The organism is Halobacillus sp. A5, assembly GCF_024189315.1.
Classification (GTDB): domain Bacteria; phylum Bacillota; class Bacilli; order Bacillales; family Halobacillaceae; genus Halobacillus_A.
Window position 1 is genome coordinate 212,947 of sequence record NZ_JAIZEO010000005.1, and the last position, 26,548, is coordinate 239,494.

Annotated in this window: 27 protein-coding genes; 7 read left to right on the forward strand and 20 right to left on the reverse strand. The window is 39.9% G+C overall.

Features of this window, described 5'->3' with window-relative positions; genetic code table 11:
* The first annotated feature begins 133 nt into the window (after positions 1–133).
* Positions 134–1,060 (forward strand): RluA family pseudouridine synthase, encoded by a 927-nt coding sequence (locus LF822_RS19065; RefSeq protein WP_253925687.1) that lies wholly within the window; start codon positions 134–136, stop codon positions 1,058–1,060.
* Positions 1,061–1,198: 138 nt separating this feature from the next.
* Here the strand turns inward: LF822_RS19065 and LF822_RS19070 are convergent, their stop codons facing one another.
* Together LF822_RS19070 and LF822_RS19075 are read right to left on the reverse strand one after the other, a co-directional pair.
* Entirely contained in the window at positions 1,199–1,498 is a 300-nt protein-coding gene (locus LF822_RS19070; RefSeq protein ID WP_253925688.1) for a 4a-hydroxytetrahydrobiopterin dehydratase, read from the reverse strand.
* A gap of 13 nt (positions 1,499–1,511) precedes the next feature.
* Positions 1,512–3,296 (reverse strand): M3 family oligoendopeptidase, encoded by a 1,785-nt coding sequence (locus LF822_RS19075; protein ID WP_253925689.1) that lies wholly within the window; start codon positions 3,294–3,296, stop codon positions 1,512–1,514.
* A gap of 154 nt (positions 3,297–3,450) precedes the next feature.
* On the opposite strand from LF822_RS19075, the gene LF822_RS19080 reads away from it, so the two are divergent.
* From LF822_RS19080 to LF822_RS19090, 3 genes are all read left to right on the forward strand, one after another.
* On the forward strand, positions 3,451–3,810 hold the full coding sequence (locus LF822_RS19080) for a PilZ domain-containing protein (RefSeq protein ID WP_253925690.1): 360 nt from the start codon (positions 3,451–3,453) through the stop codon (positions 3,808–3,810).
* 522 nt (positions 3,811–4,332) lie between these two features.
* The gene (locus LF822_RS19085) at positions 4,333–5,283 is read left to right on the forward strand and encodes a TIGR03571 family LLM class oxidoreductase (RefSeq protein WP_371925964.1); all 951 of its coding nucleotides are present in this window, start codon (positions 4,333–4,335) and stop codon (positions 5,281–5,283) included.
* A gap of 19 nt (positions 5,284–5,302) precedes the next feature.
* Entirely contained in the window at positions 5,303–6,001 is a 699-nt protein-coding gene (locus LF822_RS19090) for a DUF5694 domain-containing protein (RefSeq protein WP_253925692.1), read from the forward strand.
* A 45-nt stretch (positions 6,002–6,046) separates the two neighbouring features.
* On the opposite strand, the gene LF822_RS19095 is transcribed toward LF822_RS19090, so the two are convergent.
* Positions 6,047–7,675: a BCCT family transporter gene (locus LF822_RS19095; RefSeq protein WP_253925693.1), complete on the reverse strand. Its 1,629-nt coding sequence runs from the start codon at positions 7,673–7,675 to the stop codon at positions 6,047–6,049.
* Between the two features lie 475 nt (positions 7,676–8,150).
* Here LF822_RS19095 and LF822_RS19100 point away from each other — a divergent pair, with 475 nt between their 5' ends.
* Positions 8,151–8,423: a hypothetical protein gene (locus LF822_RS19100; RefSeq protein ID WP_253925694.1), complete on the forward strand. Its 273-nt coding sequence runs from the start codon at positions 8,151–8,153 to the stop codon at positions 8,421–8,423.
* Here the strand turns inward: LF822_RS19100 and LF822_RS19105 are convergent.
* The 10 genes from LF822_RS19105 to LF822_RS19150 all read right to left on the reverse strand — a co-directional run bounded on the left by LF822_RS19105 (position 8,420) and on the right by LF822_RS19150 (position 18,841).
* Positions 8,420–8,677, reverse strand: coding sequence for a hypothetical protein (locus LF822_RS19105; RefSeq protein WP_253925695.1), 258 nt, complete (start codon positions 8,675–8,677; stop codon positions 8,420–8,422). The two genes, LF822_RS19100 and LF822_RS19105, sit on opposite strands and share 4 nt — an antisense overlap.
* A gap of 229 nt (positions 8,678–8,906) precedes the next feature.
* Entirely contained in the window at positions 8,907–9,338 is a 432-nt protein-coding gene (locus LF822_RS19110) for a hypothetical protein (protein ID WP_253925696.1), read from the reverse strand.
* A gap of 109 nt (positions 9,339–9,447) precedes the next feature.
* A complete protein-coding gene (locus LF822_RS19115) occupies positions 9,448–9,891 on the reverse strand; it encodes a GNAT family N-acetyltransferase (protein ID WP_253925697.1) in 444 nt (147 codons plus the stop codon).
* A gap of 10 nt (positions 9,892–9,901) precedes the next feature.
* Positions 9,902–11,476 (reverse strand): acyl-CoA synthetase MbcS, encoded by a 1,575-nt coding sequence (gene mbcS, locus LF822_RS19120; RefSeq protein WP_253925698.1) that lies wholly within the window; start codon positions 11,474–11,476, stop codon positions 9,902–9,904.
* Positions 11,477–12,202: 726 nt separating this feature from the next.
* On the reverse strand, positions 12,203–13,051 hold the full coding sequence (locus tag LF822_RS19125; protein WP_253925699.1) for a YitT family protein: 849 nt from the start codon (positions 13,049–13,051) through the stop codon (positions 12,203–12,205).
* 364 nt (positions 13,052–13,415) lie between these two features.
* Positions 13,416–15,278, reverse strand: a complete 1,863-nt coding sequence (locus LF822_RS19130) for an ATP-binding protein (protein WP_253925874.1) — start codon at positions 15,276–15,278, stop codon at positions 13,416–13,418.
* Between the two features lie 161 nt (positions 15,279–15,439).
* The gene (locus LF822_RS19135) at positions 15,440–16,309 is read right to left on the reverse strand and encodes a DNA-3-methyladenine glycosylase family protein (protein ID WP_253925700.1); all 870 of its coding nucleotides are present in this window, start codon (positions 16,307–16,309) and stop codon (positions 15,440–15,442) included.
* A 104-nt stretch (positions 16,310–16,413) separates the two neighbouring features.
* Entirely contained in the window at positions 16,414–17,175 is a 762-nt protein-coding gene (gene pdaA, locus LF822_RS19140) for a delta-lactam-biosynthetic de-N-acetylase (protein WP_253925701.1), read from the reverse strand.
* Positions 17,176–17,263: 88 nt separating this feature from the next.
* Positions 17,264–18,580: a Na+/H+ antiporter family protein gene (locus tag LF822_RS19145; protein WP_253925702.1), complete on the reverse strand. Its 1,317-nt coding sequence runs from the start codon at positions 18,578–18,580 to the stop codon at positions 17,264–17,266.
* Positions 18,581–18,694: 114 nt separating this feature from the next.
* Positions 18,695–18,841, reverse strand: a complete 147-nt coding sequence (locus tag LF822_RS19150; RefSeq protein ID WP_253925703.1) for an SE1561 family protein — start codon at positions 18,839–18,841, stop codon at positions 18,695–18,697.
* A 104-nt stretch (positions 18,842–18,945) separates the two neighbouring features.
* Between LF822_RS19150 and LF822_RS19155 the strand changes: the two genes are divergently transcribed.
* Entirely contained in the window at positions 18,946–19,806 is an 861-nt protein-coding gene (locus LF822_RS19155; RefSeq protein ID WP_253925704.1) for a mechanosensitive ion channel family protein, read from the forward strand.
* On the opposite strand, the gene LF822_RS19160 is transcribed toward LF822_RS19155, so the two are convergent.
* The 3 genes from LF822_RS19160 to LF822_RS19170 form a co-directional block, all read right to left on the reverse strand.
* A complete protein-coding gene (locus LF822_RS19160) occupies positions 19,798–20,592 on the reverse strand; it encodes a YfkD famly protein (protein ID WP_253925705.1) in 795 nt (264 codons plus the stop codon). The genes LF822_RS19155 and LF822_RS19160 overlap by 9 nt on opposite strands.
* 54 nt (positions 20,593–20,646) lie before the next feature.
* The gene (locus LF822_RS19165; protein WP_253925706.1) at positions 20,647–21,261 is read right to left on the reverse strand and encodes a YczE/YyaS/YitT family protein; all 615 of its coding nucleotides are present in this window, start codon (positions 21,259–21,261) and stop codon (positions 20,647–20,649) included.
* A 255-nt stretch (positions 21,262–21,516) separates the two neighbouring features.
* Positions 21,517–21,909 (reverse strand): OsmC family protein, encoded by a 393-nt coding sequence (locus LF822_RS19170; RefSeq protein ID WP_253925707.1) that lies wholly within the window; start codon positions 21,907–21,909, stop codon positions 21,517–21,519.
* Positions 21,910–22,071: 162 nt separating this feature from the next.
* Here LF822_RS19170 and LF822_RS19175 point away from each other — a divergent pair, with 162 nt between their 5' ends.
* Positions 22,072–23,232: an MFS transporter gene (locus LF822_RS19175; protein ID WP_253925708.1), complete on the forward strand. Its 1,161-nt coding sequence runs from the start codon at positions 22,072–22,074 to the stop codon at positions 23,230–23,232.
* Between the two features lie 41 nt (positions 23,233–23,273).
* On the opposite strand, the gene LF822_RS19180 is transcribed toward LF822_RS19175, so the two are convergent.
* The 4 genes from LF822_RS19180 to LF822_RS19195 all read right to left on the reverse strand — a co-directional run bounded on the left by LF822_RS19180 (position 23,274) and on the right by LF822_RS19195 (position 26,492).
* Entirely contained in the window at positions 23,274–24,320 is a 1,047-nt protein-coding gene (locus LF822_RS19180; RefSeq protein WP_253925709.1) for a metal ABC transporter solute-binding protein, Zn/Mn family, read from the reverse strand.
* Between the two features lie 131 nt (positions 24,321–24,451).
* Positions 24,452–24,862 (reverse strand): Fur family transcriptional regulator, encoded by a 411-nt coding sequence (locus tag LF822_RS19185; protein WP_253925710.1) that lies wholly within the window; start codon positions 24,860–24,862, stop codon positions 24,452–24,454.
* Positions 24,859–25,716, reverse strand: a complete 858-nt coding sequence (locus tag LF822_RS19190) for a metal ABC transporter permease (protein WP_253925711.1) — start codon at positions 25,714–25,716, stop codon at positions 24,859–24,861. The genes LF822_RS19185 and LF822_RS19190 overlap by 4 nt, the downstream gene beginning before the upstream one ends.
* Complete coding sequence (locus tag LF822_RS19195) at positions 25,713–26,492, reverse strand: metal ABC transporter ATP-binding protein (RefSeq protein ID WP_253925712.1); 780 nt, start codon at positions 26,490–26,492, stop codon at positions 25,713–25,715. Before LF822_RS19195 ends, LF822_RS19190 begins: the two co-directional genes overlap by 4 nt.
* Between the last annotated feature and the right edge of the window lie 56 nt (positions 26,493–26,548).

Here is a 26,548-nt window from a genome sequence, read left to right on the forward strand (position 1 = left end):
TTTACTGGCACGAACAAGCCTGATGTTTCCTGCGATCATGGAGCGTAAAGCCGGCTAACTGCAGTCCAGCAGCCAGATTAAATATATTTTTATGATCCAAAAACCGGGATTATATAACGGAAAGGAAGTAAGTATGAAAACAAAACGGATTGGAGAATGGTTAGAAATAACTATTCCGCCAAAGTGGAATGAATTTACCATTGAACGAATTATGAAAAAAGAACTACTCGTGCCTAGGAAGCTTTTGCATAAATACCGCTCAGATCGAAGTGTCACATTAAATAATGAGTCTAAACATTGGAAGCAGACCCGTGTACAATCTGGAGACCTGCTTCGAATTCGGGTATTTGCTCCTCAGGAAATGGAAGTGACCCCGACCTATATGGATATCGATGTGATTTATGAAGATGATCATCTGCTTGTCGTAAATAAACCTGCAGGCATCGACACTCACCCTAACCAGCCAGGGCAATCCAATACATTGGTGAACGCTACAGCCTCTTATTTTCAAATAAACGGAATTGAAGCCTCTCCTAAATATGTGCACCGCCTGGACCGTGATACTTCTGGAGCCATTCTTTTTGCCAAGCATGAGTTGGCGATTGCCACATTAGGCGAGCTGTTGAAGGAAAGGAAAATTACGCGTACTTATTTAGCCTGGGCTCAAGGAAAAGTTAAACCTGCTAAAGGGAAGATAAACGAACCGATTGGAAAGGACCGGCATCATCCGGTACGCCGAAGAGTTTCTCAGAGCGGCCAGCCCGCCGAAACTTATTATGAAGCAATAATGTACGACGATAAGAAAAAAGCAACTCTATTAAAGCTTCAGCTCAGTACCGGCAGAACTCATCAGATTCGAGTCCACCTCAGCTTTAAAGGGCATCCTTTACTGGGAGATACGTTGTACGGCGGAGAAGAGAACCCTTCCTGCAAACAAGCACTGCACGCAGCAAAGCTCACCTTTATCCATCCTTTTACAGAGAAAAAAATAGAATGTTCAGCTTATCCTCTAAGAGACACACCATTATTTACAAAAGAACATATCCAATTATTAGAATAACAATAATGCCTTGGTAAATATCGCAGCCATTAAAGTGCCTTAAAGTCAAAAAGGTAGAACACCAACTATATTTAGGTGTTCTACCTTTTTATAAAAGCAATTATTTTTTTCAACGGTTTCTTAAAACCAGCGGCTTTTTCAATAGGTTATCTGTTTGTAAAATTCATCATATTTATCGGCACACTCAATATCGAGCTCGGTCAGGCCTTTAGCATTCCAAGAAGTCAGCTTCATCGTGACCATTTTATAATCGATGCTTATAAATGGATGATGCTGAATGTCCTCGGAGTATTCAGCTACTCTGTTTACAAATTCTATCCCTTTTAAGAAGTCTTTGAATCGATAACGTTTCACGATGAATTTATCGTCTTCCAGTTTCCACTGATCAAGTGTATCCACTCTTTCTTGTTTCTTCGATTCAGATATTCGTTCCTCCATCAGACTCACTCCTTTACTTTAAATGATGACTAAGCTCAATGAACTCTTCTACATCAGCCACGCATAGCTTCAGCGCTTCTTCCCAGAATTCTTCTTCTTCAAGGTTTACATTAAGATGCTTCTCTGCTAAATCCTCCACACGCATTTTCCCAGTGTCCTGCAGGAGTGCAATGTACTTTTTCTCGAAATCCTGTCCCTCATTTCTTGCTTTAGCATAAATACCCAAGCTAAAGAGATAACCAAATGTATAAGGAAAATTATAAAATGGAACGCCCGTAATATGGAAGTGAAGCTTGGAAGCCCAAAAGGTCGAGTCGTATTCCTCAAGCATCTCCTGATAAGCTTCCTCCTGCGCTTCAATCATAAGTTCATCTAAACGATTCTTAGTTACAGTACCCGATTTCCGCTCATTATAAAAACGCACTTCAAATAAATAACGGGAATGAATATTCATAAAGAAAGCCACACTGCGCTGAACTTTGTCTTCGAGCAGCGTTAACTTTTCGTTTGGATTGTCTGTACCTTTCACTGCAGCATCCGCAACAATCATTTCTGCAAATGTTGAGGCAGTCTCCGCTACATTCATTGCATAACCTTGATTCAATACTGGCAGCTCATTCATAATGTGCTGATGATAGGCATGACCTAACTCATGAGCTAATGTTGCCACGTTTGACAGGGTGCCTGAATAAGTCATAAATATTCGTGTTTCTTTACTATGTGGAAAACTCGTACAAAAACCTCCCGGCCGCTTACCAGGGCGATCCTCTGCCTCTATCCAGCGTTTTTCAAAAGCATTGCGTGTGAAGTCTGCCATCAGCGGACTGAATTTTTCAAACTGCTCAATAATAAATTCCGCACCCTCGTTATACGCCATTTTTTTCTCGGTATGGCCTACTGGTGCATGAACGTCATATATACTGAGTTGATTGACTCCAAGCCAATGGGCTTTTTCTTGAAAGTACTTTTTATAGTAAGGTTTGTATTTTGTAATTACAGACCACATGGTGTTTAATGTTTTCTCACTCATGCGGTTATATTCGAGAGGCTCTTTTAACACTTGATCCCATCCGCGGTGTTTATAGGTCTGCAGCCGGAAACCGGCCAGGTGATTAAGCGTCTCGCTGAATAGGTCAGATTGTTCTCCCCAGGCTTGCTGCCATTTATGGAACAACTCTTTTCTTACAGTACGCTTAGGATCACTTAGTTTATTTGCAGCCTGCCCAATGGATAGCTCCTCTCCTCCGTGTTCGAGTTTCATTTTGCCAACGATGGTATCATACATCTGGCCCCATCCATGATAACCATCTACAGCTAAATTATTAATAATCGATTCTTGTTCGATTGATAATTTATCCTTTGCTTTCTCTCTGCGTTCCTCTAATACGAAAGCAATCTCTGCTAAATCGGGATCCAGTACAATAGATTTCCATATATTTGCGTCAATCTGAACAAGCTTTTGATCAAATTGAGTTTGGATATTTTTAAATTGGGCCCCTATCTCACTTCTCACAGTTACCCAGTAATTCGCTTTGTCGTCATTGACATCCTGAGCTGTTAAACAACTGATATACGCACTGAACTGCCTTATCCTCATAGAAACATCTTCAATCTGATGAACAACATTCGTTAAGTCTGAAGATTGTTCTGGAATTCTAGGAGGAGTGAACTTTTCTATTAAATGGTGTAATGCTGAAAGTTTATCTTTAATGGCCTGAACGTATTGTTTCATCTCTTCGGAATCGCTTCCTCCTTCAAAGATGATATCGAGATCCCATGTTGGCTCATATGTATTCATGTTCATTCCTCTTTTCCATAAGTGATTGCTTTAATTGTATCAGAATTTTCCATGAAATCGATATCTGTCCTATTGAACACTTTTCGCAGGAAAAAATTTAATTTACTATAGTAGTAAGAAGGTCGGACAACCATATTTGAGAGGAAGATGTCAGATGCGTTATCAAAGGCAGGAGAGTTTACGATACACATTTAAAACCCCTCCCCCTACCGAATTTACGATTATTCAAATTAAAGATTACCCAGTTCAGACCTCACACGGAAGCGGAACTATACTTAATCTCAGCCCAAATGGCCTGCTGCTTTTTACCAAACTTAAGATGCCTTTTAATAAGCACGTACGTCTACTATTACAAACTGCTTTCTTTCAGCAAACCACAGAGTGGAAAGCAGAAGTCGTCTGGGGGAAACAAGCAGGGGCGTACTATCACTACGGACTTGCCCTGCTAGACGACCACCACCAGGAAATCATCAACCTGCTCAAACAACATAAACCACAAGAACCCAACAGCTGACCAGCTGTTGGGTTTCTCATTTCCTACCTTTCCCTTCCCATCTCCACTTTTTGTGTACCCGGTACACAAAAAAAGTTTTCAAAAACCCTTTTCAGCATTTTACAGTTGTGTTACACTAAGCTTGTAACATAAATGAAACATTTACGTTACACAAATGAAATTTTTGTAACAATTTGTCGACTATTAAGAAGTAGACAGAAAAATGATTCTTTTAGTTTAAGAACATTTTCACCGGGGAAACCTTTTAGTACAACAGTCACTAGCTTAGTAGGAAATCATCCATAGAAAGGGGCTTTTTAAAAATGAGACACGAAGCTGAATACGATTCTACAGATTTTATCTATGGTTTAGGTGGTTCCGCATTTCTCACAGGCCTGTTATACGTACTTATTTACATCGTCTAATAAAAATACACACAATACGCAAACCCATTTCCTTGTCTTAGGAAATGGGTTTTTTCATGTAACAGTTTAATAACTTTTGTTTTAAAATACTGTCCTCTATACTGGACGTGGTGAGGTGATGAAAATGTCAGAATATCATAAAGGTTACAGTAAAGCATTTCAAGAGAACAAGATTAGTTTCGGTCTGACCATTCCTCTTGAAAATTATAAAAAACAAGTTCCGGCAATGGTCCGCCAGGTTGAAAGAGCCCGGATGGCGGAGCAGCTGAACTTTCAAGTGCTTTGGCTGCAGGATGTACTGCTTGAGGACCCCACTTTTGAAGACCCTGCAACAGGGCAGATCTATGACAGCTTTATATACGCTGTGTATTTAGCAAGCCATACTTCAACAATTAATATTGGAACGGCAGCAACAGTTCTGCCATTACGTCATCCCTTAAGAACGGCTAAAGAAGCGGCAAGTATTGAGCGTTTATTTCCAGATCGTTTTTTACTGGGCGTGTCATCCGGAGACCGGCGCAAAGATTTTGAAGGATTAGGTATCCCGATAATGGAGCGAAGTGAATGGTTCCGAGAAGCATTTAATGACTTAAATCAAGCCTTATATGAGGAATTCCCTGAAATAAAATCCCGGTTTGGAACGATGAAGAAATCAAATTTAGTCCCTAAACCTCAATGTAAAATACCCATGCTCATGACTGGATACTGCCAGCAAACATTGGACTTCGTGGGAGAACACAGTGATGGCTGGATGTTTTATCCGCAAAGACCTGTGCAGCAATTGCCGCTCATTAAATCCTACCGGGATAAAGTGCAGGCCTATCACGGCAGTCACGCTTTCCGTCCTTTCATTATGCCTCTACCCCTCGACCTGGTAGAAAATCGGAACGCCCCAATAAAAAAAATACCCGCCGGATATCAAACTGGACGGCTCGGTTTAATTAAAATTCTCGAGCAGTATCGTTTAACTGGGGTGAATCATATAATGTTCGGGCTTTCAGGAAGCTCCAGAAATATAGAAGACGTTATTAAAGAGATCGGTGAAGAAGTCATTCCTCATTTCAAATAAGAAAGGTTGAATAACAATAATGATGAAACCAGAAATCCTTCTCATGGGTACCCTTCACTTCTCGATGGACCCCGATATCGTTAACCAACAGAAACACCAAATTCATCAAATAGTAGACAAGCTTAAAGAATTTAACCCAACGAAAATTGCAGTAGAAAAACCTTTTCTAATAGAAGAAGAGCTGGATCGTAAATATAATCAATATCTAAATGAAGATTTAATTCCCAGTTATGATGAAATTGAACAGTTTGCTTTTCCTCTTGCAGCATATTTAGAACACCCTCGTGTTTACCCGGTTGATGAAATCGTCGATATGACGACGCCAGCTTTAGACCAGGTCTTTAAATGGGCAAAAGAACATCAACCGGATCTTTTTAATGAAATTTTAGAAGTACAGCAAAGGTTAAAAGAAATGGAGGACAACTCTTCGCTGCGAACGACCTTATGTTCCATTAATGATCCTGATTACATTTCACAGCTGCAGCGGGTTTATATGAAACTGACACGTGTTGGCGACCGGCAGCATCAAATTGGAGTAAAGTGGCTGAAGCAGTGGCATGAACGTGATCTTGCAATTACAGCCAACATATCGCGGCTGGCTGAGCCGGATGATCGAATCCTTGTAATTATAGGCGGGGACCACCTCCATTTAATCAGACAGTTTTTAATGGATAGTGATGACTTCACCCTACATTCTTATTTGGATTATATTCCATAGAAACAAAGCGGCATCCCTTCAACAGGGATGCCGCTTTACTACTATTTAATCTTCATCTTTTCGATCTTCTAATACTTCTAAAGCCGAACGTTTTTTCTTTCTTTTCTCTTTTCGTTTCCAACGTTCAATGTGGATCGTTGGAGATTCATAATTATCAGATGCACGAATATCTGTGTTCGAAGCCTTCATAAATGACCAGGCTAGTAAAAACATAATGAAGATCAGTGGAAATCCACCGACGATACTTGCCGTTTGAAGCGTCTCAAGTCCTCCTAAGAACATTAGCGTCATCGGCATAATACATAAAGCAAAGGCCCAGAATAAGCGGTTCCAGCGAAGCGGCTCCCCTTCTACCTTCTTCTGCACAACGGCAGCTAGTATATAGGAAGAAGAATCGAAAGTGGTGGCCAGGAAAATAATCGCCAGCACAGTAAAGATTAATACGATAAACTTCGCTAAAGGCAGTTGATTTATAATCTCAATAATCGTAGCCGGCGCACCATTGGAATCAAGGAATCCTATAACATCAAACTGACCAGTCACCTGCATATAAAGCCCGAAGTTACCCATGATTCCAAAGAAAAGCACGCATCCCAGTGTACCGTAAATCATTGTTCCGAGAACCATCTGTCTAATGGTACGTCCTCGAGAAATCCTGGCTACAAATAACCCGACAAACGGAGCATAAACTAACCACCATGCCCAGTAGAAAACGGTCCATGATTCAGGAAATAACGTCTCTTCATAATCTCCAAGGTTGGCAAAAGGCTCCATCCAGGTTGCCATCTTAAAGAAATTGTCCATGATAATCCCTAATGAATTAAACGTCGTTTCACTTATAAACCTTGTGGGTCCAACAAAGAAAATAAAGGCCAGTAAGAAAATAGAAAGCCAAAGGTTGATATCACTTAATACTTTAATTCCTCTGCGCAAACCGGAGTATGCACTTATCGCAAAAATCGTCGTACAAATAATCATAATGAAAGCTTGTAAAGTTAATGTGACTTCTAATCCAGTTAAATCACTAACCCCTTCAGCAATCATAGGTGTGCCAAGTGCTAAGGTCGTTCCAGCACCACCCATTAAACCAAACATAAACAATACATCAATAAGCGTTCCTAAAGGACCATCCACCCGTCGGCCCAGCACAGGACGTACAGCTTCACTTACTTTAAGGACAGGTTTCTTTCTTACGTAATAAAAATATGCAATTGGTAAAGCCGGTAACGTATAGATCGCCCATGCAATCGGTCCCCAGTGAAATATTCCATAAGCCGTAGACCACTCAATGGCTTCCTGAGAGCCGCCTTCTACACCAAAAGGAGGTCCTTCATAATAATAAGCCCATTCTATCACAGCCCAGTAGAGGATACTGGAGCCTATCCCTGCTGCAAAAAGCATGGCAGCCCACGAGAAAGTATTAAATTCAGGCTCTTCTCCTTCATCACCTAATTTAACTTGACCGTTTTTACTAAAAGCGACAAAGATTAAGAATGCAAAAATGAGCAGTCCCATAATCATATACATGACACCAAAATTACCACTTACAAATTCATTTGCCTGGTTTACTATTTCTTTTCCACCCTCAGGGAAAAGAATTAAAGGTACAGTCACACCAAATAAAAGAATGAGTGCACCTATAAACGTGCCCCAATCAATGAGCTTCGAATTCAATTTAATCGTCCCTTTCTTTTTCTCTTTTTTAAAAAGTTAACCAGTTCTTTATTAAATGAGGAATTTAGCGGGTATTAGAGAGGAATGGCAGACACATTGAAAAAGTATAACAAATGTAAATACAGGGGACAAACAAACTTTATACGTATAATACCCTATCCTTTCAAAAACTAACGCAATTTTCGACATATATCTGAATCATTTGACATATTTCTCGATATAACTATAGATTTGTTCTCACACTAAAGAATCTCCCTCGTTCTTAAGATGATGCAAAGTGAACTTTACAATACAGAATTATTAAAAAAACATACGATGATTTGTTACCGGATTGTATTTAATAAAGACTTCTAATCGTTTAAGATAGAAATATAGTTCAAAAACCGGGGACTTCGAAGGCATAAAATTAAGCGTAATTCTATAAGAATTACGCTTAACCGCTCAATTATTATGCTCAAAAGAAAGAGGCTGCTCTATGTTAAAAAAACTTAAAGAAGCTTTACCAGACATTGATCCTTTGTATCTTCCTTTATACACTGCCTTGCCTGTAGGGGGATGGCTGTTAGTTGCTGACCACAATTGGCAGAGCACCTACCTTGCCCTTTATATACTTATTATTATGTTTCTTATTTTTTCCGGTTCTGTAGAGATCAGCAGTGAAGAAGGAAAACATCAGATCTTCGGATATATTTATATGACTTCAGGACTGATTCTATCCGCTGCAGGTCTGATCCGCTGGCTCTTCTAAATAAAGAATAGGAATGGCAGGATCATCGGGATCATAACGACCATTGTAAATATGAGCCAGGCATTCTGTTTTTCACTGGTCGTTTGTTTACGGTAAGAAATCCCCCACGCTATAAACAGTACAATAGTCATAACGATGCTTTGTAAATGCAGATCACCTTCATTATTGTTGGAAAAAATGTAAACACCTCCCTCAATAAAGAGGAGAACACCGACTAATGTATTAAATATATGAGTAAAGCGTCTGTTTCTCATTTCATCACCTCATTTTGCATTTTTCAATAAAATCAAGTATATCAGATACGGTGATTAAAAGTGAAATAAGGGGGAACAATTCGACATTAATCCAAGAAAGACCCGACCAATTCATTCAAGAATCTGATCGGGTCTTTATGTATTAACAGGTCCCGCAGGAGTCTTCGTTTGGTATTCCGCTTCATTGTATTTGTCTTTGAATGATGACGATTATCGTTGCCTTCCAGCCTTATTGGAATTGATTAACTAACTGTTTTAAGGATTCAGTTATTTCAAAAGCAGGACCGTCCGTCTTCAAAATTTCCCAGTGTTCCGGGTAAAACAGTACTTCTAACAACGTACGATCATTGGAAGTTAAGGTAAGTCCTCCACTGACATCAGTAGCCGTAGCTTCTACATCTTCAGAAGATGGACTTTCTTTTAATTCTGATAATAGTTCTTCGATTTCTTCTTCTTCATCAATCGTTTCACTTTCCCTTTCGTCTTCAAAAGAATAAATCTTAATTTCTAAAGGGCGTTCGTAATCATTCCACTCATGTGGGGTGACAGGATCTTGTTTAAATGTCACAGGGTTATAGAAATAATTATTGTTTATATAAAAGGTTCCCAATCCAACCAATATCGCAATTGATAATACAATAAGAATACTCTTTTTCCTCATATCCTCACCTCTATGTAAATCTCTTTATATATACGGCCAACACCTGGAAATAGTTTCAGTTTATTTCCTATTTTTTATAATAAACAAAAAATATCCTTGAGTGCTGCACTCAAGGATAGGGCTCACTTTCAATTTCTTTATAAAAACCTGTAGCTCTTCCTTCAAACCCTAAATGATTATAAATCGAGTGGGCTTGACTGCGTTCTGAACGGTTTCCACTGTTTAAGGTTACTCGATTGGCCCCTTTCTTTCTTGCCCACTGTTCAGTTTCATTCAAGAGAAGTCTTCCAATCCCCTTACCTTGTGCCTGTTCACTTACAACAAAAGCAATTACCCGAACGTGGGTGTCTTCGGTGTGATAAGCGTAACTGAACATCATTCCGATCATGCCTAATAGCTTCTGCTCTCTTTCATAGACGAACGTTTGATAATCAGAACGAGGAAGGAGTGTGTTTAGACGTTTTTCCATAGATTGAGTGGTTGTGGGATAGCCCAGAGTTTTCATTAAATACGCCAACTCCCTGCAATCCTTTATCTCAGCTTCTCTAATCACAGCAATTTCCTCATATGGTGCTTTGCTCCTGTTTTCTTAATTCAACTCTGCGTATCTTTCCTGACGTCGTTTTTGGAAGAGTAGAAACAAATTGGATCTTTCTCGGATATTTATAAGGAGCGGTCAAGTTTTTCACGTGGTCCTGGAGATTCTTTATTAAACCGTCATCTCCCTTTACATTTTCCTGCAATACAATAAATGCCTTAACTACATTTCCCCTGACGGCATCGGGGCTTGCTACCACTGCACACTCCTGGACTGAAGAATGTTTTACTAAAGCATCCTCTACTTCAAAAGGTCCAATCGTATAACCAGAGCTGATAATGATGTCATCACTCCGGCCTTCAAACCAGAAGTATCCATCCTCGTCCTTTGAAGCCTGATCCCCCGTAATGTAATAATTTCCTCGCTGGGCCATTTTTGTACGTTCAGGATCTTTATAATACTCTCTAAACAAAGCTGGAGTCTCGAGATGTACGGCTATGTCTCCAACTTCTCCGGCTTTAACCGGCTCTCCCAAATCATTAATAATTTCAACTGTATTCCCTGGTGTCGGCCGTCCCATTGAGCCGGGCTTCACTTCCATGTCTTTCATAATACCTACTAATAGTGTATTCTCAGTTTGTCCATAACCATCCCGGACGGTAACTCCAAAATACTTTTGGAAAGTGGAGATTACTTCACGATTCAAAGGTTCTCCGGCTGAAACTGCACTGTGAAGAGTGCGCAGACTGTAAGTATCCAAATTATCTACCTTGGCCATTAATCGATATTCTGTAGGTGTGCAGCATAAAACATTCACCTTATACTCGTCTAATAAGTTTAAATACGTTTTTGCATCAAACTTACCCTGATATATAAGCCCTGTCGCCCCAGTCCCTAAAACAGACAGAAATGGACTCCAGACCCATTTTTGCCAACCTGGTCCAGCTGTTGCCCATACCGTATCACCTTCCTCAATTGCCAGCCATTGATCAGCCGCTGTTTTCAAATGAGCAAATCCCCACCCATGGGTGTGAACAACCCCTTTTGGATTTCCAGTCGTACCTGAAGTATAAGAAAGGAAGGCCATGTCATCCTGTGCAGTCTCTGCCATCTGCAGTTCACCTGGCTCGTCTTCCATTAAATCATCTAAGCTTAACCATCCTTGTTTGGACCCACCCAAAGAGAAAGCGGTTACATTTTTTATTTCATCCACCTCTTTAAACTGGTCAGTGAACGGTTCAAAGCATACTACTGCTCTTGCTTCACTGTGCGACAAACGGAAGGATAAGTCTTTCGGACGGAGCATTTCAGAACCTGGAATAACGACGAGACCCGCTTTTAAAGCTCCTAGATATACTACGTAAGCAGAAATAAGCCGCGGAATCATGACTAATACCTTATCTCCCTTTTGAAGTCCGCTGTTTAAGAGGACTCTTCCTGCTTTGTCAGCCTTCGTCATTAAATCGGCATATGTAATTTCATCACGATTACCATCACTGTCGAGCCACTTTAATGCTTTTCTATTAGGATCAGTTGTATACTTTTCCATCTCTTGTACAATATTGTATTTCTCAGGAGCTAATAATTCTTCTCTTTTCATAATCGATTCCTCCTCACACCTGATTACAGTTAACCACATTTATTATATCAAATTTTCAAAATTATTAAAATTAAGATATACTGCAGTGTGAAAGCCCTGTTAACACAAAGGAACACGCGCCCTGGCAGACAAGAAACGCCTAAGTGAAACGGCAGGAAGACTGGGCACAGAACCCGATGGTCCTTTCAAGGATATTTACCTGCCAATTTCCCGTCCCATTCAAAAAGCCATTAGAGCAGTTACGCTCTAATGGCTTTCCAGCCTGTTGAAGAAGGTTGGATGAATGTACACATGGTACTCATGGTTCCTCAATTAGAATCTAGAGAAAAGGAACTGAAAAAAGTACCGCTTTTAAGAGGGTCAGGCGGAAAATCTCGCAGGAATCGTTGTGTTCCTTTTAATCAAAAGAGGCTCTCGGAACCATTGGAGCATGGAGTCTTGTAGAATAGGACATCTTAGACGCCACTTGGTTAGTGATCTTTTATCGAAAAAGGGTTTTAGGAAACGGCGAGACTCCTAAGGGAGAGACGAATCAGGTGTGACCCCGGAAGGCTGATAAGCCTGAGGAGGCGCAACGTTCGCCCTTGGAAAGGGAGTCGTTTCCTAAAACCCTTTCCTCCTAATTCTGCAAGGAATGTGAACACACTTTTGAGATGAAAGAGAAAACGTTGGTTCCTCAACAACTGAAAGCCATTAGAGCGCTGTTACGCTCTAATGGCTTTCATTCTACGCTAATCGTTTGAAATTCTGACCAAGTATTTCATTCATAGAATGGACGGTGATAAAAGCCCTCTCATCTACTGCCTGCATATACTTTTTAAGCCTGGTAAAATCCTTACGATTCATAATTGTAGTAATAACTTCTTTATCTTCCTGGTTAAAAGCCCCTTTAGCATGATGAATGGTTGCTCCTCTTTCCAGTTTTTTTACGATAAATTCACGAATTTGTTCGCTTTCGCGGCTAATAATTACAACTTCCTTCTTATGATCAAATTGCTGTAAGGCATAGTCAATAACCAGACCATTTAAAATCACACCAAAGAAAGCGTACATTCCAACCGATGGACCAAATAAGAAAATGGAAGAAGCAGCAATTGCTATATCCGAAAATAAAACGCCTTTCCCTACTTCTATTGAGAAATATTTATTAAGAATCATGGCTATGATATCGGTTCCGCCAGTAGAGGCTCCCTGATGAAAAACTATTGCCATTCCTGAGGCGGCAATGATCTGTCCAATGATTAATTGAATGAGAATATCATCGCTGAGCGCCTGCTGCATTGGGAAAAAAGTCTCTAATCCCCACACCATAAAGGACAAAGCAAAGCTTGCATAAATGGTTTTTGTTCCAAATTGAAATCCCAAAAAGATAAAACCTACAATAAACAGTACAATGTTAAGGAGAATCATAATGGACCCAAGCGTAAATTCAGGGAATACTTGATTAAGCACAATGGAGAGACCGCTCACGCCCCCGGTGGCTAAATCATTTGGAGATAAGAAAAAATGAACGTTTACGGCTACGGCGAATGCTCCTAGATTCATTAATAGAAATGATAGTAGTTTTTTTGTCATCAGTAAGCCTCCTTCTATTATAATTTTTTTATACACTCCATTCGGCGAACAGTACATACGGGATTATAGAAGCCTTTTTACTGCTTGTAAACCTTTATAAAGAAAAATTTATAAATAAATCAATGTAAGCGATTAATAACATAGTATTGTGAAAATTATCTTAATCATTCGGTGCATAAATATCGATAATCACTTATAATTTTCCGGACAATACGCATAACAAAGTGAAAGTACCGGGGGTAGAGGCGAAACGCGCAAGCGAAAAGTCTGGAGAAAGCCGGCTTCCCTTACATAATGCGAATGGCTTATGACGCACGCAATTAATAATCTCTCATACAAAAAAAGAACAGCTTCTCAGCTGTTCTTACGTGCGATAAGGAAGTCGAACAGTAACACAAGTACCTTCTCCCTTACTGCTTTGATATTTTATTTCTCCATCCAGATCATCTATCATTTTTTTAGTGACCATAATGCCTAACCCTGTGCCTTTCTCTTTAGTAGTGTAGAAAGGTTCACCTAGCTTAGACAGCTCCTGGTCAGATAAACCGAGGCCATTATCAACAACCGATATAATAAGCTCTTGTTTATGAATGACTGCTTCAATTTGAACTTCGCCATCTTCATCAATGGCTTCCATTGCATTGGCTACCAAATTGATGAGGATTTGTTTCAGTCTTTTCGGCTCGCTGTAAAAACCTTTTAAGCTGGAGTCACATGTGTAATGGATCATGACTTCCTTACTGCTGGAATCTGGATCTAATAAACGGCTCACATAAGAAATAATTGCTTCTAAGTTTACGTATTCCAGTTGGACTGAAGATTTAGGCTTAGACAGCATCATAAAGTCCTGTACAATTGATTCAATCCGATTCACTTCATCCAGAATGATATCGTGGTAGCTGTCCCGAAGATCAGGATTCGCAGCTCCGATTTGTAAAAAGCCTTTAATTGCCGTAAGCGGGTTTTTAATTTCATGAGCAACACCGGCAGCCATTTGAGTAATTGTGGAAAGCTGGCGCGACTTTTCCTCCAGAAGGGACATTTCCTTAATTTTCGTAATCTCTTCGTCAATGCCCACTACATACTTCCTGCCCTGGTCTTCTGCAGGAAATCCTCTCATTCGAATCCACTTTTTCTCTCCTGCTGGAGTCGTGATTGTGAATTCAACAATATGTTCTTTCTGGGTCATAATTACTGCTGCTTCTTTAACGATTTCGAGATAATCATCATCAATAAGGTCAAAAATACGAGGAGGATCATCTAGAACAACACGTTTATCTAAACCATAAATGCTTGTAAAGGCATCACTAAGATAAAGCATTTCTCCCAGGTCAGGTGAACAGATCCAGCAGGCTTCCTTAATGTTACTGGATAACAAGTTAAACCGCTCTTCCGTTCTTTTCATTGATTCAAGTTCATGCTTATACTTACTAATATCCTTTGCAATTATAGTTATACCCTGTTCACTCGGAACTACCGTTACTTCCAGTACAATTCCAGTTCGATGCAAGTAACCCTGGAACTCAACCGGCTCTTGAGTTTCCATAGCTCTTAAGTAATGCTGAAAAAAACTTTTGTAGTCATCAACAGGGAATAAATCCCATAATTTCTTTCTGTAATAATCTGAAAGGCATAAGTCTACCATTTCTTCCATCTTAGGGTTGGCATAGATGACTTCCCAATTGCTGTTCAGCATAGCTAATCCGTATGGAAAGTAATCAGCTGCCTGGACTAAGCGTTCTTTAACTTGAGTCGTTCTCGTAGAAATCGCGTTAGTATTAAAGGCATCGCTCATATTTAATATAGTGTTGGAAGGTAAAGGGTTTGTTATGGGATCTTGATAAGATTTTTGGGAAGATTTATTAGTTTTGTTAGTAGGTGGGGAAAAAATGACGGCAATATTCCCGTTGGAAAGGTGGAGCATTTTACATGAATATCTTTTATACTGGTTACCAATTGGAATAGACACACTTAACTCTGTTTCATTCCATTCAGAAGACTGGTGAATCACAGAATAGATTTCACCACGATTATGAATTTGAAACAAAGACAGCCAGTTTGACAGGTGAAGCTTGGTTTCACCGATCTTAAGTTCAGCAGATAACGTACGATTAAGTGTAACGGTCTGGTGATGAACATCTAGAAGACAAGCTGGAGTACTACTAACCTCCAGAATGGCAAGCAATTCCCCGCTATAAAGATGATCGGAATACCTTTCTTTTATCACCAAAATTATGACCTCATTTCTATACTATTCAATATTTTCCAATATGGGTTTTATTATAACGTAAAACAATAGGATTTTGTATATTATATTACATTTTCTTTTCCGAAAAAAATGTAGAAATACCACTTTTTCCAGATAGAAATTAAAAATAAAACTTTAAGTTAACCTTCAATACTCCTCCACAACGTTAAAGAAGCATAGCTCTTAAAGGGGTCCCAGCCTTCACTGAGATCAACCATTTCTTCGCTGTTTGGTTTACGTTCCATATTGAAATAATCTTTTAGAGCATTTTGTATACCTATATCTGCCTTCGGAAATAGATTCTCTCTTCCTACTCCAAACATAAGCCAGTTTTCAGCGGTCCACGGCCCGATTCCTCTAACCTTAGTCAATATTTTTATAACTTCTTCATCAGACTGTTGAGCAAGACCTTCTAAATCAATTTCACCATCTGCAATCAAACGCGAAGTATCAATTACATATTCGGCTTTTCTCTGGCTGAACTGCAGTTCTCTTAATTGATCATAATGTAGCAAAGCAACGGTGTGAGGCGATGGATAAAACCACACTCCTCTTTTATTAAATCCAAAGGTATTGACAAACCTGGTACTAAGCGTATAAGCAAATTTCATGTTGAGCTGCTGATGGATAATAACCTTCATCAAACAGTCATAAAGGTGAAAGTCTTTTACAATAGGTGTACCCTTATAAGCGGCAAATAAATCTTTTAAGTTCGTAGTTTTAAAATGTGCGTCTACTTCACTTAGATTTCGTCCCCAATGGAACAAGCTGTATATATGTTGAATGAGTTCTTCTTTCATTGCATTGTCTTCACTGGAAAGCTCAAATGCAGGCATCTCCGTTGTCCCAATTCCTTCCACCCGGACCACGTGGGTCTCCTCGTTCATTCGAACAGGAACGTCGACCCACCTTGCTTTTAAATTTAAGTGGGTCACAGGATCAAACGACCATCTGTGAAGTGTGTAATCAAAATCATACTCTGGAATCGACTCAATAACTTCTTTCCACATAACTTCACCTCAGGTAAAAGAATTCATTTTAAGTACAAAAAATAAAGATCCTGCCTCATTTATTAAAATGGCCGGATCTTTATTATATCAAACTTATAGCCTTACTATTGGAAAAGGAAGTAATTTTTCACTAATAAATCATTTAAACTGCCGAATTCATATCCTCTTTTCCTTAATTCAATAATAAGATGCTCAAGAGCCTCTGCGTTATCCTCAGAAACCGTGTGTAGTAAAATGACCGCTCCAGGATGGATCTGCTCCATAACATTATTGAAAGCATACTCCCACCCCTTCTGACGGTCAGTTTCCCAATCGACAAATGCTACCGACCAAAAAGCGTGAATGTATCCCAGTTCTCGAGTCCATTCTAAAGTTTTTGGGTTAAATGTACCCCTGGGCGGTCGTAAAAACGTCATTGTATTTTGTTCAGTCATCTCCGCTACAGCTGATTCCACCTGCTCAAGCTCCTGCTTTATCTTTTGTTTAGACACCGTTGTAAAGTCTGGGTGTGACCAGGAATGGTTTCCTACGATATGACCTTCCTTTACCATCCTTTTCACCAGATCCGGGGCGCTGTTAATGTAATGTCCTGTTACAAAAAAAGATGCAGGTACTTCCTGTTCACGTAAAACATTTAGTACATCGTCCGTATACCCCTGCTCGTAACCATTATCAAATGTGAAGTAGACTACTTTATCTCCAGAGTTGTCGACAAAAAAACCGTCATGCTCCTCAATCATTGGACCATACCGCCCTACATCCGGTGCATTCCCTTGTTTATCTTTCTCAAAGCCCCATCCCTCCGCACTGACTGAAAGAGGAGAGAAAAACACGAACAACACGACAAGACTTATCCACTTCGCCATACCATTCACCTGCTTTTTTTCTTAGTATGTGCGGAAAAATGTATCCTATAAAAAAGACATGCGGAAGATATTCCGCATGCCCTGATCATTAAAGAATTAATGAAGCCACCCACCCAAAGATAAAGAGTGGGATATTATAGTGAATAAAGGTCGGCACACATGTGTCCCAGATATGGTGGTGTCGTCCGTCAGCGTTCAAACCAGAAGTAGGTCCAAGCGTACTGTCTGAAGCCGGTGAACCTGCATCTCCTAATGCTCCAGCCGTTCCAACGAGAGCAGCGACCGCCAAAGGCGAGAAACCAGCCCCGATACAAATTGGAACAAATAAAGCGGCCAGAATCGGTACTGTAGCGAACGAAGAACCTATTCCCAACGTTACAACTAATCCAACTAAAAGTAATATGAAAGCAATCAAAGGCTGATTCGATCCTAAGTACTCCGAACTTGCGTCTACTAACGCAGAGACAGACTCTGTTTCAGTAAGAACGTTCGCATAGCCTGCGGCAATCAGCATAACAAAAGCAATAGTCCCCATCATAGCAATGCCATCAGTGACTACACGATCCCCTAGCCTGAAAGGTACAATTCTAAACAAGAACATTAATACCAGACCAGCTAAAGCGGCTAGCACTAAATCTTCATAATAAGCTTGAATAAATAAAGTAACGATTACAGCGACCAATGTTAACCCATGTTTAACGTTGAAGGAGACCGTTTTCATCTGTTCAAATGAGTCTACTGACTCAATATCATGACCAGCATCATCTGCTTTTGGCTCCCGTTTTTTGCGGTATGTCCAAAACACAGCGATAAGTAGACCAACAATCATTCCTGATCCTGGAATAATTAGAGATTGAGCAATTTCGCCAATAGATAAGGTGAGTCCGCTCGTTTCCAGTGATTCTTGAATCGTTTCATGGAAGAGGAAGCCAAACCCTACCGGAATCATAATATATGGCGCTTTTAAGCCGAATGTTAACGCTGCAGCCACAGCACGCCTGTCCAGCTTCATTCGGTCAAACAACTGAAGTAATGGCGGTATTAAGATTGGGATAAACGCAATGTGTACAGGTATTACGTTTTGCGAAAGACTTGCCACTGCGGCAATCACGAGTACAGTTAATGTCCGCATATCCTTTAGGACCCGCAGTAAATACCCCACTAGAATATTAGTTATCCCTGACTGCGTTATAGCAACTGCAAAAGCCCCAAGCAGGATATAACTTAAAGCAATACTCGTATTATCCCCCATGCCACTTACTATTAATTCAAGGGAATCTATAATCGATTGTCCATTCATAACTCCAGCCGTTAATCCAGCAGCTATGAGCGCTATGATTACATTAATCCTTAATAAACTTAATATTGTCAGTACAAGTACTGATACAATGACAGCCAGTGCCATACTTTAATCTCCTCTCAACAACCCTTTTATCACATTAGCGATTTACCATAATAAAGGACTATTTCAAAAAAATCAACCCCCACTTTGCAATGAGAGTTTTCCTTTTTTTAACTTCTATAATTTCCGTTCAAGATCTTCAAGCATACGGATTAATTCATCGACATCTTCAACTGATGTCTCTTCGGGCTCTATTTCGTCTAAACGGCTCATAAAGGCCGATAATTTAATTTTTAAATCTGTAATTTTTTCCTTCTGTGTCAAACGGGAGACACTCCTTTATAAAGGTATCGTTTACTTTCACTTTGCCTATCATAGTATAAAGGCTTTATACTGTCCATGCTTAATTTGTTGAAGGAGGGAATGTTTTGGATATTTTCGACAATAAATTCTTTTCACTGTTATCTAACTACTTCGTTTTAAGAATTATCCTGGCCGCCGTAACTATTGGCATAGTTGTATTTCTATTAAGAAAACTGCTTCGCACCTTTTTTTCTAAGGCCTCTTTTATTGAAGCTCGTAAAATTCACACGCTAGAAGCTATGACGTATTCATTAATTAATTATGCAGCCGTCCTGAGCTTTATTTTTATTATCTTATCCGAATGGATTGAGATCGGAAGGATTCTGGCAGGTGCCGGAGTCCTCGGGGTAATTATCGGTTTCGGCGCACAAAGCTTAATTAAGGATTTCTTTTCAGGCTTATTCCTTCTCTACGAAAAGCAGCTCCATAAAGGTGATTTTATTACCCTTAATGATAAACACCATGGAATCGTTGAAGATATTGGACTGCGATTTTTGAAGCTTCGCGAATGGAGTGGCAAGTTATTAACAATCAGTAACGGACAGATTCAAACTATCGAAAATTATAATTTTGAACATATGCGTGTAATCGAGCATGTCACGACAAATTTCCGCGAAGATCCAAGGCGAGTGATTCAAGTGCTCGAAGAAGCCTGCGAGAGGTTGAATAAAGAGCTTGGTGAGTATTTGAAAAAGGATTTAAAAGGTGATACTATCGAGCCTTTTCAAGTCTATGGTATGTCTTCTTTAAATGATGAACACCGCGGCTATCAATATACAGTGATTGGATTGGTACACGATTTGGTCTACTGGACAGCTTCAAAAAAAACACGCTACATCCTGGCAGAAGCAATGTACGATCATCAAATTGCCATGGCAGAGCAGCGTGTTCAATTCAATTATAATCAAGAGAACGACTTATCTTAATTCAAAGGAGTAGCTGACGTGGTCCTGCACCGGGATCCATGCGCCGATCCCTTGTCTGGTTACATTCTTAACATCAATGCTCATTTTTGAACCTTTCAGCTGGATATATACATCACCAAATGCAACTTCCCCTTTTTCGTTAACCGCCGGTGCATATGCGTGCAGCAGCCCTATTTTGTTAACAGGTACAGAATATTTATTATTCTGCTTCGTTCCTCTGCCAATTACGCTTTGAAAAGATAGGGGAAGCTTTGTATTCTTCTGGGCTTCAAGAAGGATAAGTTTCATCATTTGATCACTATGAGAGGCTTTTGTAGTTAAGCCGCCTTTTACGTGCTTCTCTTCCTTTTGTTCATAGCTTATTTCTTCTGTGTGCTGGCCGCCTTGGTTATTCAATTCATTTACATTGATCTCCTGATATTCCCAGTTCGTATTTCTTTCCTTCGACTCATAGGATAACGGCCATCTTCCCAGAAAAATCTCTCCCCGGTAACCAACCGCAAACGGCGAAGGACGAATGGAGGTTTCGTTCAGCATCTTAATGAGTTCCGGGTTTGAGATTCTTACATCGGAATCGTTGATAAGATCGTCCGTTAGTTTCTCTGCCTCTAAAACCTCCTGATCTTCAGTTGAATTTGGATAAGTGTTATCTTTTGATATATTGAGAACATGATTAGGAATTTCTGATTGCTCTTTATTTTCTTTGTTTTCAGCAGCACCAGTTAAAGGAATAACAGCTGAAAACAAACTAAAAAGTACAATAAGTCCTACGCATTTTACTCTCATGATCTGACCACCTTTCTTTTTCTATATCTTGTGAAAGATGGTCACAGCCTATTCTTAAGAGGAGAGTAATCGGTTCATAACTTTTTCTGCTTTAGGGTCCAAAAATTGGATGAAAGGGCCGATGCATATTAGAATAATAATGGTGCCTAGCCCGATCGGTCCTCCGAATAATAAGGCCAGAATAAAAGCAAAAGCTTCGGTAAGCGTCTTAGAGACAGTAAGGCTGAAACCGAATCGCTTCTGTAAAGCAACCATGAAATTATCAATCGGATTTAAAGAAAACTTAGGCTGCAAATAAAGAGCGACACCGACAGCAATGGTAAATATCCCCGTAATAAGTGTGAGGATCTGGTAGATCAGACCATCAATTACCATACTTTCAAACACTGTGATCAACCAAAAATCAATCATTTTTCCGACAACTATAATTGTGATAATAGCAAACAAATCCGGCCGCTCAAAAGTGATCAACGCGTTGGTTATAATTAATACAGCTCCAATAATAATAACCCAGTTACCTACGGTTAACCCGAAAGTTTCGGTAAGACCAACATTCATAGCATCCCAGGCCCCTGCACCCAGCTCAGCATTTATAGTTAAAGAAATACCTAATGAAATAATAATTAATCCAATGAAATAAAAGACCCCTTTGATTGCAAAAGCTTTCATTACTCCACTCCTCAGACTTTATGTAAAGGTTTATAAAACTGGATGGTATAAGCAGCATAGAACAAGGACGCAAGCGATCTTCAGGCAATAGTCATGAACAAAACGATTGCTGTTGACGCAGAGTTCGGAACGCACTTCAATGCAAATTTACCCACAGCTCAAAATTCATACCATAAAGAAAGAGCCATCCTTATAAAAGGATATGCTCTTTCGGGCTGTTGAAACAAAAATTTTATTAAGGATACTCTTTCTATATTACTTGCTCAACTCAATGCACTCAAGAGTTTCTTCAATTTCGATACTGCCATTAACCGACTGGACCATGGAGCAATTATTACTGGATATTTCTAAATTTTTTAACAGCTTGTCTTGATTAAGACGATAACCTTTAATAACAAAATGTAAATGAATACGTTCAATGCGGTTTGCTTCTTCAGAATTTCTTTTTACATCAGCGGTGACTTTAATGTCTTCATAGTTAATCCTCTGTTTGTCGAGAATTTTTTTGTATACACCGATACTGCAGCCTGCAACAGAAGCAACCATGAGTTGAAAAGGGCGAAAGCCGTAAGCTTCGTCTCCTGATATGTCCAGCTGTCCATAATCAAATGAAGTCCGGACCCCTTCTTCTTTAATATAAAAATCCATACCCTAACCCCTCCTATAATTTATTATCTTCCCCTTATATATATTGTAACCGATTTCTTTAGTCATTTAACCTTTTCCTTAATAAATGTGTTGCTCGAAGTTCTGCCTATCGTTTAGGATAATAAGGATGTTATCCATACCATGATCAGGGAGGTCTTACATATGGTATCAAACACAACTCGATTCTGGATACTAATTAGTCTTGTTACGATTTCAGGATTTTCTCAAGGGATGTTACTTCCTTTACTGGCCGTTATCCTGGAACAGAATGGTGTGTCTTCTTCTATTAATGGTTTGCACGCTACTGCTTTATATATAGGTATACTCATATCTTCTCCATTCATGGAGAAACCTCTGCAGAGATTTGGATACAAACCAGTCATTATGGCGGGAGGGGCGCTCGTTTTTATATCTTTAGCCTTTTTTCCTATATGGCAGTCTTTATGGTTTTGGTTCGCGCTTCGTATGTTGATTGGTATAGGTGATCAAATCCTGCACTTTGGGACACAAACATGGATAACTGCAACAGCTGAAGAAAAAACAAGAGGGAAAAGCATTGCCTACTATGGGCTCTTCTTTAGTGCAGGCTTTACCCTGGGGCCGCTCATGACTAATCTGCTCTCTATAAGTATGTACCTGCCATTTATAGTATCCGCCCTGCTCAGCTTCATCGTTTGGATTACAATGGCCTGGGTAAAAAACGAAATGCCCCCGCATGAGTATACAACCGCTCATGGCTCCAGTTCTTTGAAAAGATTCAGCACAGCTATTAAATTGGGGTGGGTTGCTTTTCTTCCGCCCATGACCTATGGATTTTTAGAAGCGACCTTACATGGAATATTTCCTGTATATGGAATGAGAATCGGACACGATGTGAACATTCTTTCATTGATTATTCCAGCCTTTGCTGCAGCCAGTCTGCTCTCACAAATACCGCTTGGGGCCCTTAGTGATCAACTTGGAAGGAAAAAGGTTATTATATGTGTTGTTACAGGAGGCATTCTCGCCTTCACGTTGGCTGCCTTCTTAGAGTCCTCCATCATAGGCTTGTTTGCTACATTTGCGATAGGTGGACTATTTGTCGGCTCCCTTTTCTCACTTGGTATTTCATTTATGACGGATTTGCTGCCTAAAGAACTGCTCCCCGCCGGCAATATTTTATGCGGGATGAGTTTTAGTCTGGGAAGTATAGGTGGTCCGTTTCTCACAGGAATCATAATTGACGTGTTTCCGGGACTATCGCTTTTCTATATCATTGTCCTCCTGCTTCTCATTGTTCTTGCTTCCACTATTTTTAAGTCGGGAGCACAAACAACAGTATAAGAAAGAACTGCGTATCGTTCGACCGATACGCAGCTCATTCTTTATTCTTCCAAAGCTTCATTAAGAACTTCTAAGTTTTGCTCCATTAGAGTGAAATAATCTTCATCATTTTCAATATCTTCTTCAGTGAGCACAGAGAGATTGTGTACGCGCAGCGGGTCAGCACCAATTTCGCCCTGAACCACTTCAGATACTTTCGGTGTAATGTTCTGCTCGAATAACACATGATCGATATCATGTTCTTCTGCCACTGCTATAATATCTTCCAAATCTTTCTGAGAAGGCTCATTAGACGGACTTAGTCCCGATACAGCAATTTGTTCAATACCGTATGCTTCTTCCCAATAACCATAGGCAGCATGAGAAACGATAATTTCCTTTTTCTCCTGCTCTTCTACCTGCTCGTGGAAATCATCATCGAGTGCGTTGAGGTCTTCTTCTAACTCGCTGAAATTCTCTTCGAATTGTTCCTCTGATTCAGGTTGAAGTTCTACTAAAGTCTCTTTAATATTTTCTGCAATTTCAATAGAACGCACTGGGTCAAGCCAGATGTGAGGATCTTCTCCTTCGTGATCATGAGCGTCCTCTCCTTCATGACTGTCTTCATCATGTTCCTCTGCATCAGTGTGTTCTTCTTCCTCATGAGCATGGTCATCTTCTTCACCAGCATGCTCTTCTTCCTCGTGGTCGTCTTCAGCTTCATGATCATGGGATCCAGCAGATAAATCAATCCCATTCGAAGCTTCTACAATCTCTACATCTTCAGAATCTATTGATTCAGATATTTTTTCTGCATAAGTCTCAAGACCTGCTCCATTATAGATGAAAGCGTCTGCTTCAGCCATTTCTACCATTTCTTTTGTAGATGGTTCATAGGAGTGAGCATCAGAACCTGGTGGTAGAATGGTTTCAACCTCAGCAGCATCTCCTGCAATCCGTTCAGTGAAATATTGAAGAGGGTATACAGTAGTATTAATCTTCAGCGGTTCCCCTTCATCTCCTGAATCTTCTTCAGACGTTTGATCCCCACAAGCGCCTAGAATAAGTATAACCATTAATAATATCAAGCCGATCGTTTTCTTTTTCATTGCCGTTCTCCTCCTTGCTCTTCGATAAAAAAGTATATAGTAATGATTACTTTTTGTAAACAGTAATCATTACTTTTTAAAAAACACATCAAAAAAAGGTCTATGGGCTTCCAATAGACCTTATCGAATCGTTAATGACAAACCGGACACTTTCCATAAATTTCAAATTTATGGTTTTCTATATCATAACCTTGTAAATTCTCATTAATGCTCTCCATTGGGCAGAAATCGATCGGCTTAGTTTTCCCGCAGTCTGTACAGATAAAATGGTGATGATGACCGTGAGTATCACAACCGAGACGAAAATGCTTTTCCCCGCTCAACTCTGTAGCCTCCAGGATCTCTTCATCCGTCAGCAAATATAAGTTACGATAAATGGTATCGTAGCTTACACTAGGGAAATCCTCCTGAATCTCCTTTAAAATAGTCTTGGCCGCAATATATTGGTCCTGGTTAACGAATATTTCAAGAATCCGCTCACGTTGACGCGTTTTCTTATAGCCTTTCTCCCTTAACTTTTGAATCGCAGTCTCAAGGTTCATACTGGTTCACCCTTTACATAAAGATGATTTCTTACTTTTTTATACAATATGGCCATGATCAACACTAAAATAGCAATCACTACAATGGTTCCTCCAGGCGGTACACTTAGCTGATAGGAAGAAATCAGCCCTAAGATAACCGAGAATTCTCCAAAAGCAATGGAGAGGCCGATCGTCTGCTTAAAGCTAGAAGCGATTCTTAAGGCAGCAGCCACCGGCAGCGTCATTAAAGCCGATACGAGCAGAATACCAACGACCTGCATAGATGAAGCAATAACCAATGCAACCATAACAATAAATAACAAATGAATCCAGCGTCCATTCACTCCTGCAATAGATGCGTGCTCTTCATCAAAGGAAAGAACGAACAACTCCTTATAGAAAAGAATAACGATAATTAATACAGCAATAGTTATACAGACTACTGTCCACATATTAGAGCTGCTCACAGCGGTTACACTTCCGAACAAATAGCTGAATAAATCTGTATTAAAACCGTCTGCTAAGGAAATAAGAATCACTCCGACACCGATACCGCCTGACAAAATAATCGGTATAGCCAACTCTTCGTAATGCTTATAAAGCTTACGAAGTTTTTCGATTAAAATTGCTCCTCCAACAGAAAATACCATCCCCATATAAATAGGATTAAGTTCATTAACGCTTGTTACTCTTTTTTCTATTAAAAGACTTGCCGCAATGCCCGTTAACGTAATGTGAGAAAGCGCGTCTGCTATTAAGGAAAGTCTCCTTACGACAATGAAGACTCCGAGCAGGGGGGCAACAATCCCTATCAGCATTCCTGTTATGGCAGCATTTTGTAAGAATTCATACTGCAAAAAGCTCTCAATCATGACTGGCTCACCCCATGCTCGTGATTATGGTTCAACTGCTGCACAGAATGGCCGTATAACCGATTTAAATCCTGATCATCAAACTCCTTGTACTCCTCAGAAGCTCCATGAAAATGAACCGTCTTATTCATACAGACAACATGAGTAGCATGTTCCGTAATCGTCCCAATGTCATGAGTAACCATTAACAAGGATATACCTTTATCATGATTCAGCTTCCTCAGCAGTTCATAAAAAGCTGTAACATGCTTAGCATCTACTCCAACTGTCGGCTCATCTAAAATCAGCAGAGAAGGGTCGCTGACCAGCGCACGAGCAATAAATACACGCTGCTGCTGTCCCCCTGATAACTCGCCAATATTAGTGTCTGCGTATTCTTCCATTTCTACAGTTCGTAGAGCTTCCAGGGCTTTTTCTCTATGCTTTCGGTTAAAAAATTTAAAAGCTCCTATCCTGGAAACGAGGCCGGTTTTAACGACTTCAATCACCGAAGCTGGAAAGCCCGAATTAAAACTGTTTGCTTTCTGTGAGACAAATCCAATTTCCTGCCACTCATTAAACTGCTTAATCGGCTGATCAAACAGCTTAACAGTTCCTCTATCAGGTTTAATAAGCCCTAGCATTAATTTTATTAACGTAGATTTACCTGAGCCATTAGGTCCCACCAAACCCAGGAATTGGCCACGTTCAATCACTAAGTCGACCTTCTCCACGACCAGCTCTTTGTCATATTTAAAAGAGACCTGCTCCATATCTATGATTTTATTTGGTTTCATATAAATTCCCTTTCAAAACAAGAATGATTACGAATTAAATTATAATACGTACATAT

Excerpts from the sequence above, each read along its gene's own strand:
- LF822_RS19160 (WP_253925705.1), bottom strand. The coding sequence starts at position 20,592 with ATGAGAGTAAAATGCGTAGGACTTATTGTACTTTTTAGTTTGTTTTCA.
- LF822_RS19195 (WP_253925712.1), bottom strand. The coding sequence starts at position 26,492 with ATGAAACCAAATAAAATCATAGATATGGAGCAGGTCTCTTTTAAATAT.
- LF822_RS19085 (WP_371925964.1), top strand. The coding sequence starts at position 4,333 with ATGAAAATGTCAGAATATCATAAAGGTTACAGTAAAGCATTTCAAGAG.
- LF822_RS19170 (WP_253925707.1), bottom strand. The coding sequence starts at position 21,909 with ATGGATTTTTATATTAAAGAAGAAGGGGTCCGGACTTCATTTGATTAT.
- LF822_RS19165 (WP_253925706.1), bottom strand. The coding sequence starts at position 21,261 with ATGAAAGCTTTTGCAATCAAAGGGGTCTTTTATTTCATTGGATTAATT.
- LF822_RS19075 (WP_253925689.1), bottom strand. The coding sequence starts at position 3,296 with ATGAATACATATGAGCCAACATGGGATCTCGATATCATCTTTGAAGGA.
- LF822_RS19180 (WP_253925709.1), bottom strand. The coding sequence starts at position 24,320 with ATGAAAAAGAAAACGATCGGCTTGATATTATTAATGGTTATACTTATT.
- LF822_RS19105 (WP_253925695.1), bottom strand. The coding sequence starts at position 8,677 with ATGAGAAACAGACGCTTTACTCATATATTTAATACATTAGTCGGTGTT.
- mbcS (WP_253925698.1), bottom strand. The coding sequence starts at position 11,476 with ATGAAAAGAGAAGAATTATTAGCTCCTGAGAAATACAATATTGTACAA.
- LF822_RS19185 (WP_253925710.1), bottom strand. The coding sequence starts at position 24,862 with ATGAACCTTGAGACTGCGATTCAAAAGTTAAGGGAGAAAGGCTATAAG.
- LF822_RS19145 (WP_253925702.1), bottom strand. The coding sequence starts at position 18,580 with ATGGCACTGGCTGTCATTGTATCAGTACTTGTACTGACAATATTAAGT.
- LF822_RS19190 (WP_253925711.1), bottom strand. The coding sequence starts at position 25,716 with ATGATTGAGAGCTTTTTGCAGTATGAATTCTTACAAAATGCTGCCATA.
- LF822_RS19175 (WP_253925708.1), top strand. The coding sequence starts at position 22,072 with ATGGTATCAAACACAACTCGATTCTGGATACTAATTAGTCTTGTTACG.
- LF822_RS19065 (WP_253925687.1), top strand. The coding sequence starts at position 134 with ATGAAAACAAAACGGATTGGAGAATGGTTAGAAATAACTATTCCGCCA.
- LF822_RS19125 (WP_253925699.1), bottom strand. The coding sequence starts at position 13,051 with ATGACAAAAAAACTACTATCATTTCTATTAATGAATCTAGGAGCATTC.
- LF822_RS19100 (WP_253925694.1), top strand. The coding sequence starts at position 8,151 with ATGTTAAAAAAACTTAAAGAAGCTTTACCAGACATTGATCCTTTGTAT.
- LF822_RS19135 (WP_253925700.1), bottom strand. The coding sequence starts at position 16,309 with ATGTGGAAAGAAGTTATTGAGTCGATTCCAGAGTATGATTTTGATTAC.
- LF822_RS19110 (WP_253925696.1), bottom strand. The coding sequence starts at position 9,338 with ATGAGGAAAAAGAGTATTCTTATTGTATTATCAATTGCGATATTGGTT.
- pdaA (WP_253925701.1), bottom strand. The coding sequence starts at position 17,175 with ATGGCGAAGTGGATAAGTCTTGTCGTGTTGTTCGTGTTTTTCTCTCCT.
- LF822_RS19090 (WP_253925692.1), top strand. The coding sequence starts at position 5,303 with ATGATGAAACCAGAAATCCTTCTCATGGGTACCCTTCACTTCTCGATG.
- LF822_RS19080 (WP_253925690.1), top strand. The coding sequence starts at position 3,451 with ATGCGTTATCAAAGGCAGGAGAGTTTACGATACACATTTAAAACCCCT.
- LF822_RS19070 (WP_253925688.1), bottom strand. The coding sequence starts at position 1,498 with ATGGAGGAACGAATATCTGAATCGAAGAAACAAGAAAGAGTGGATACA.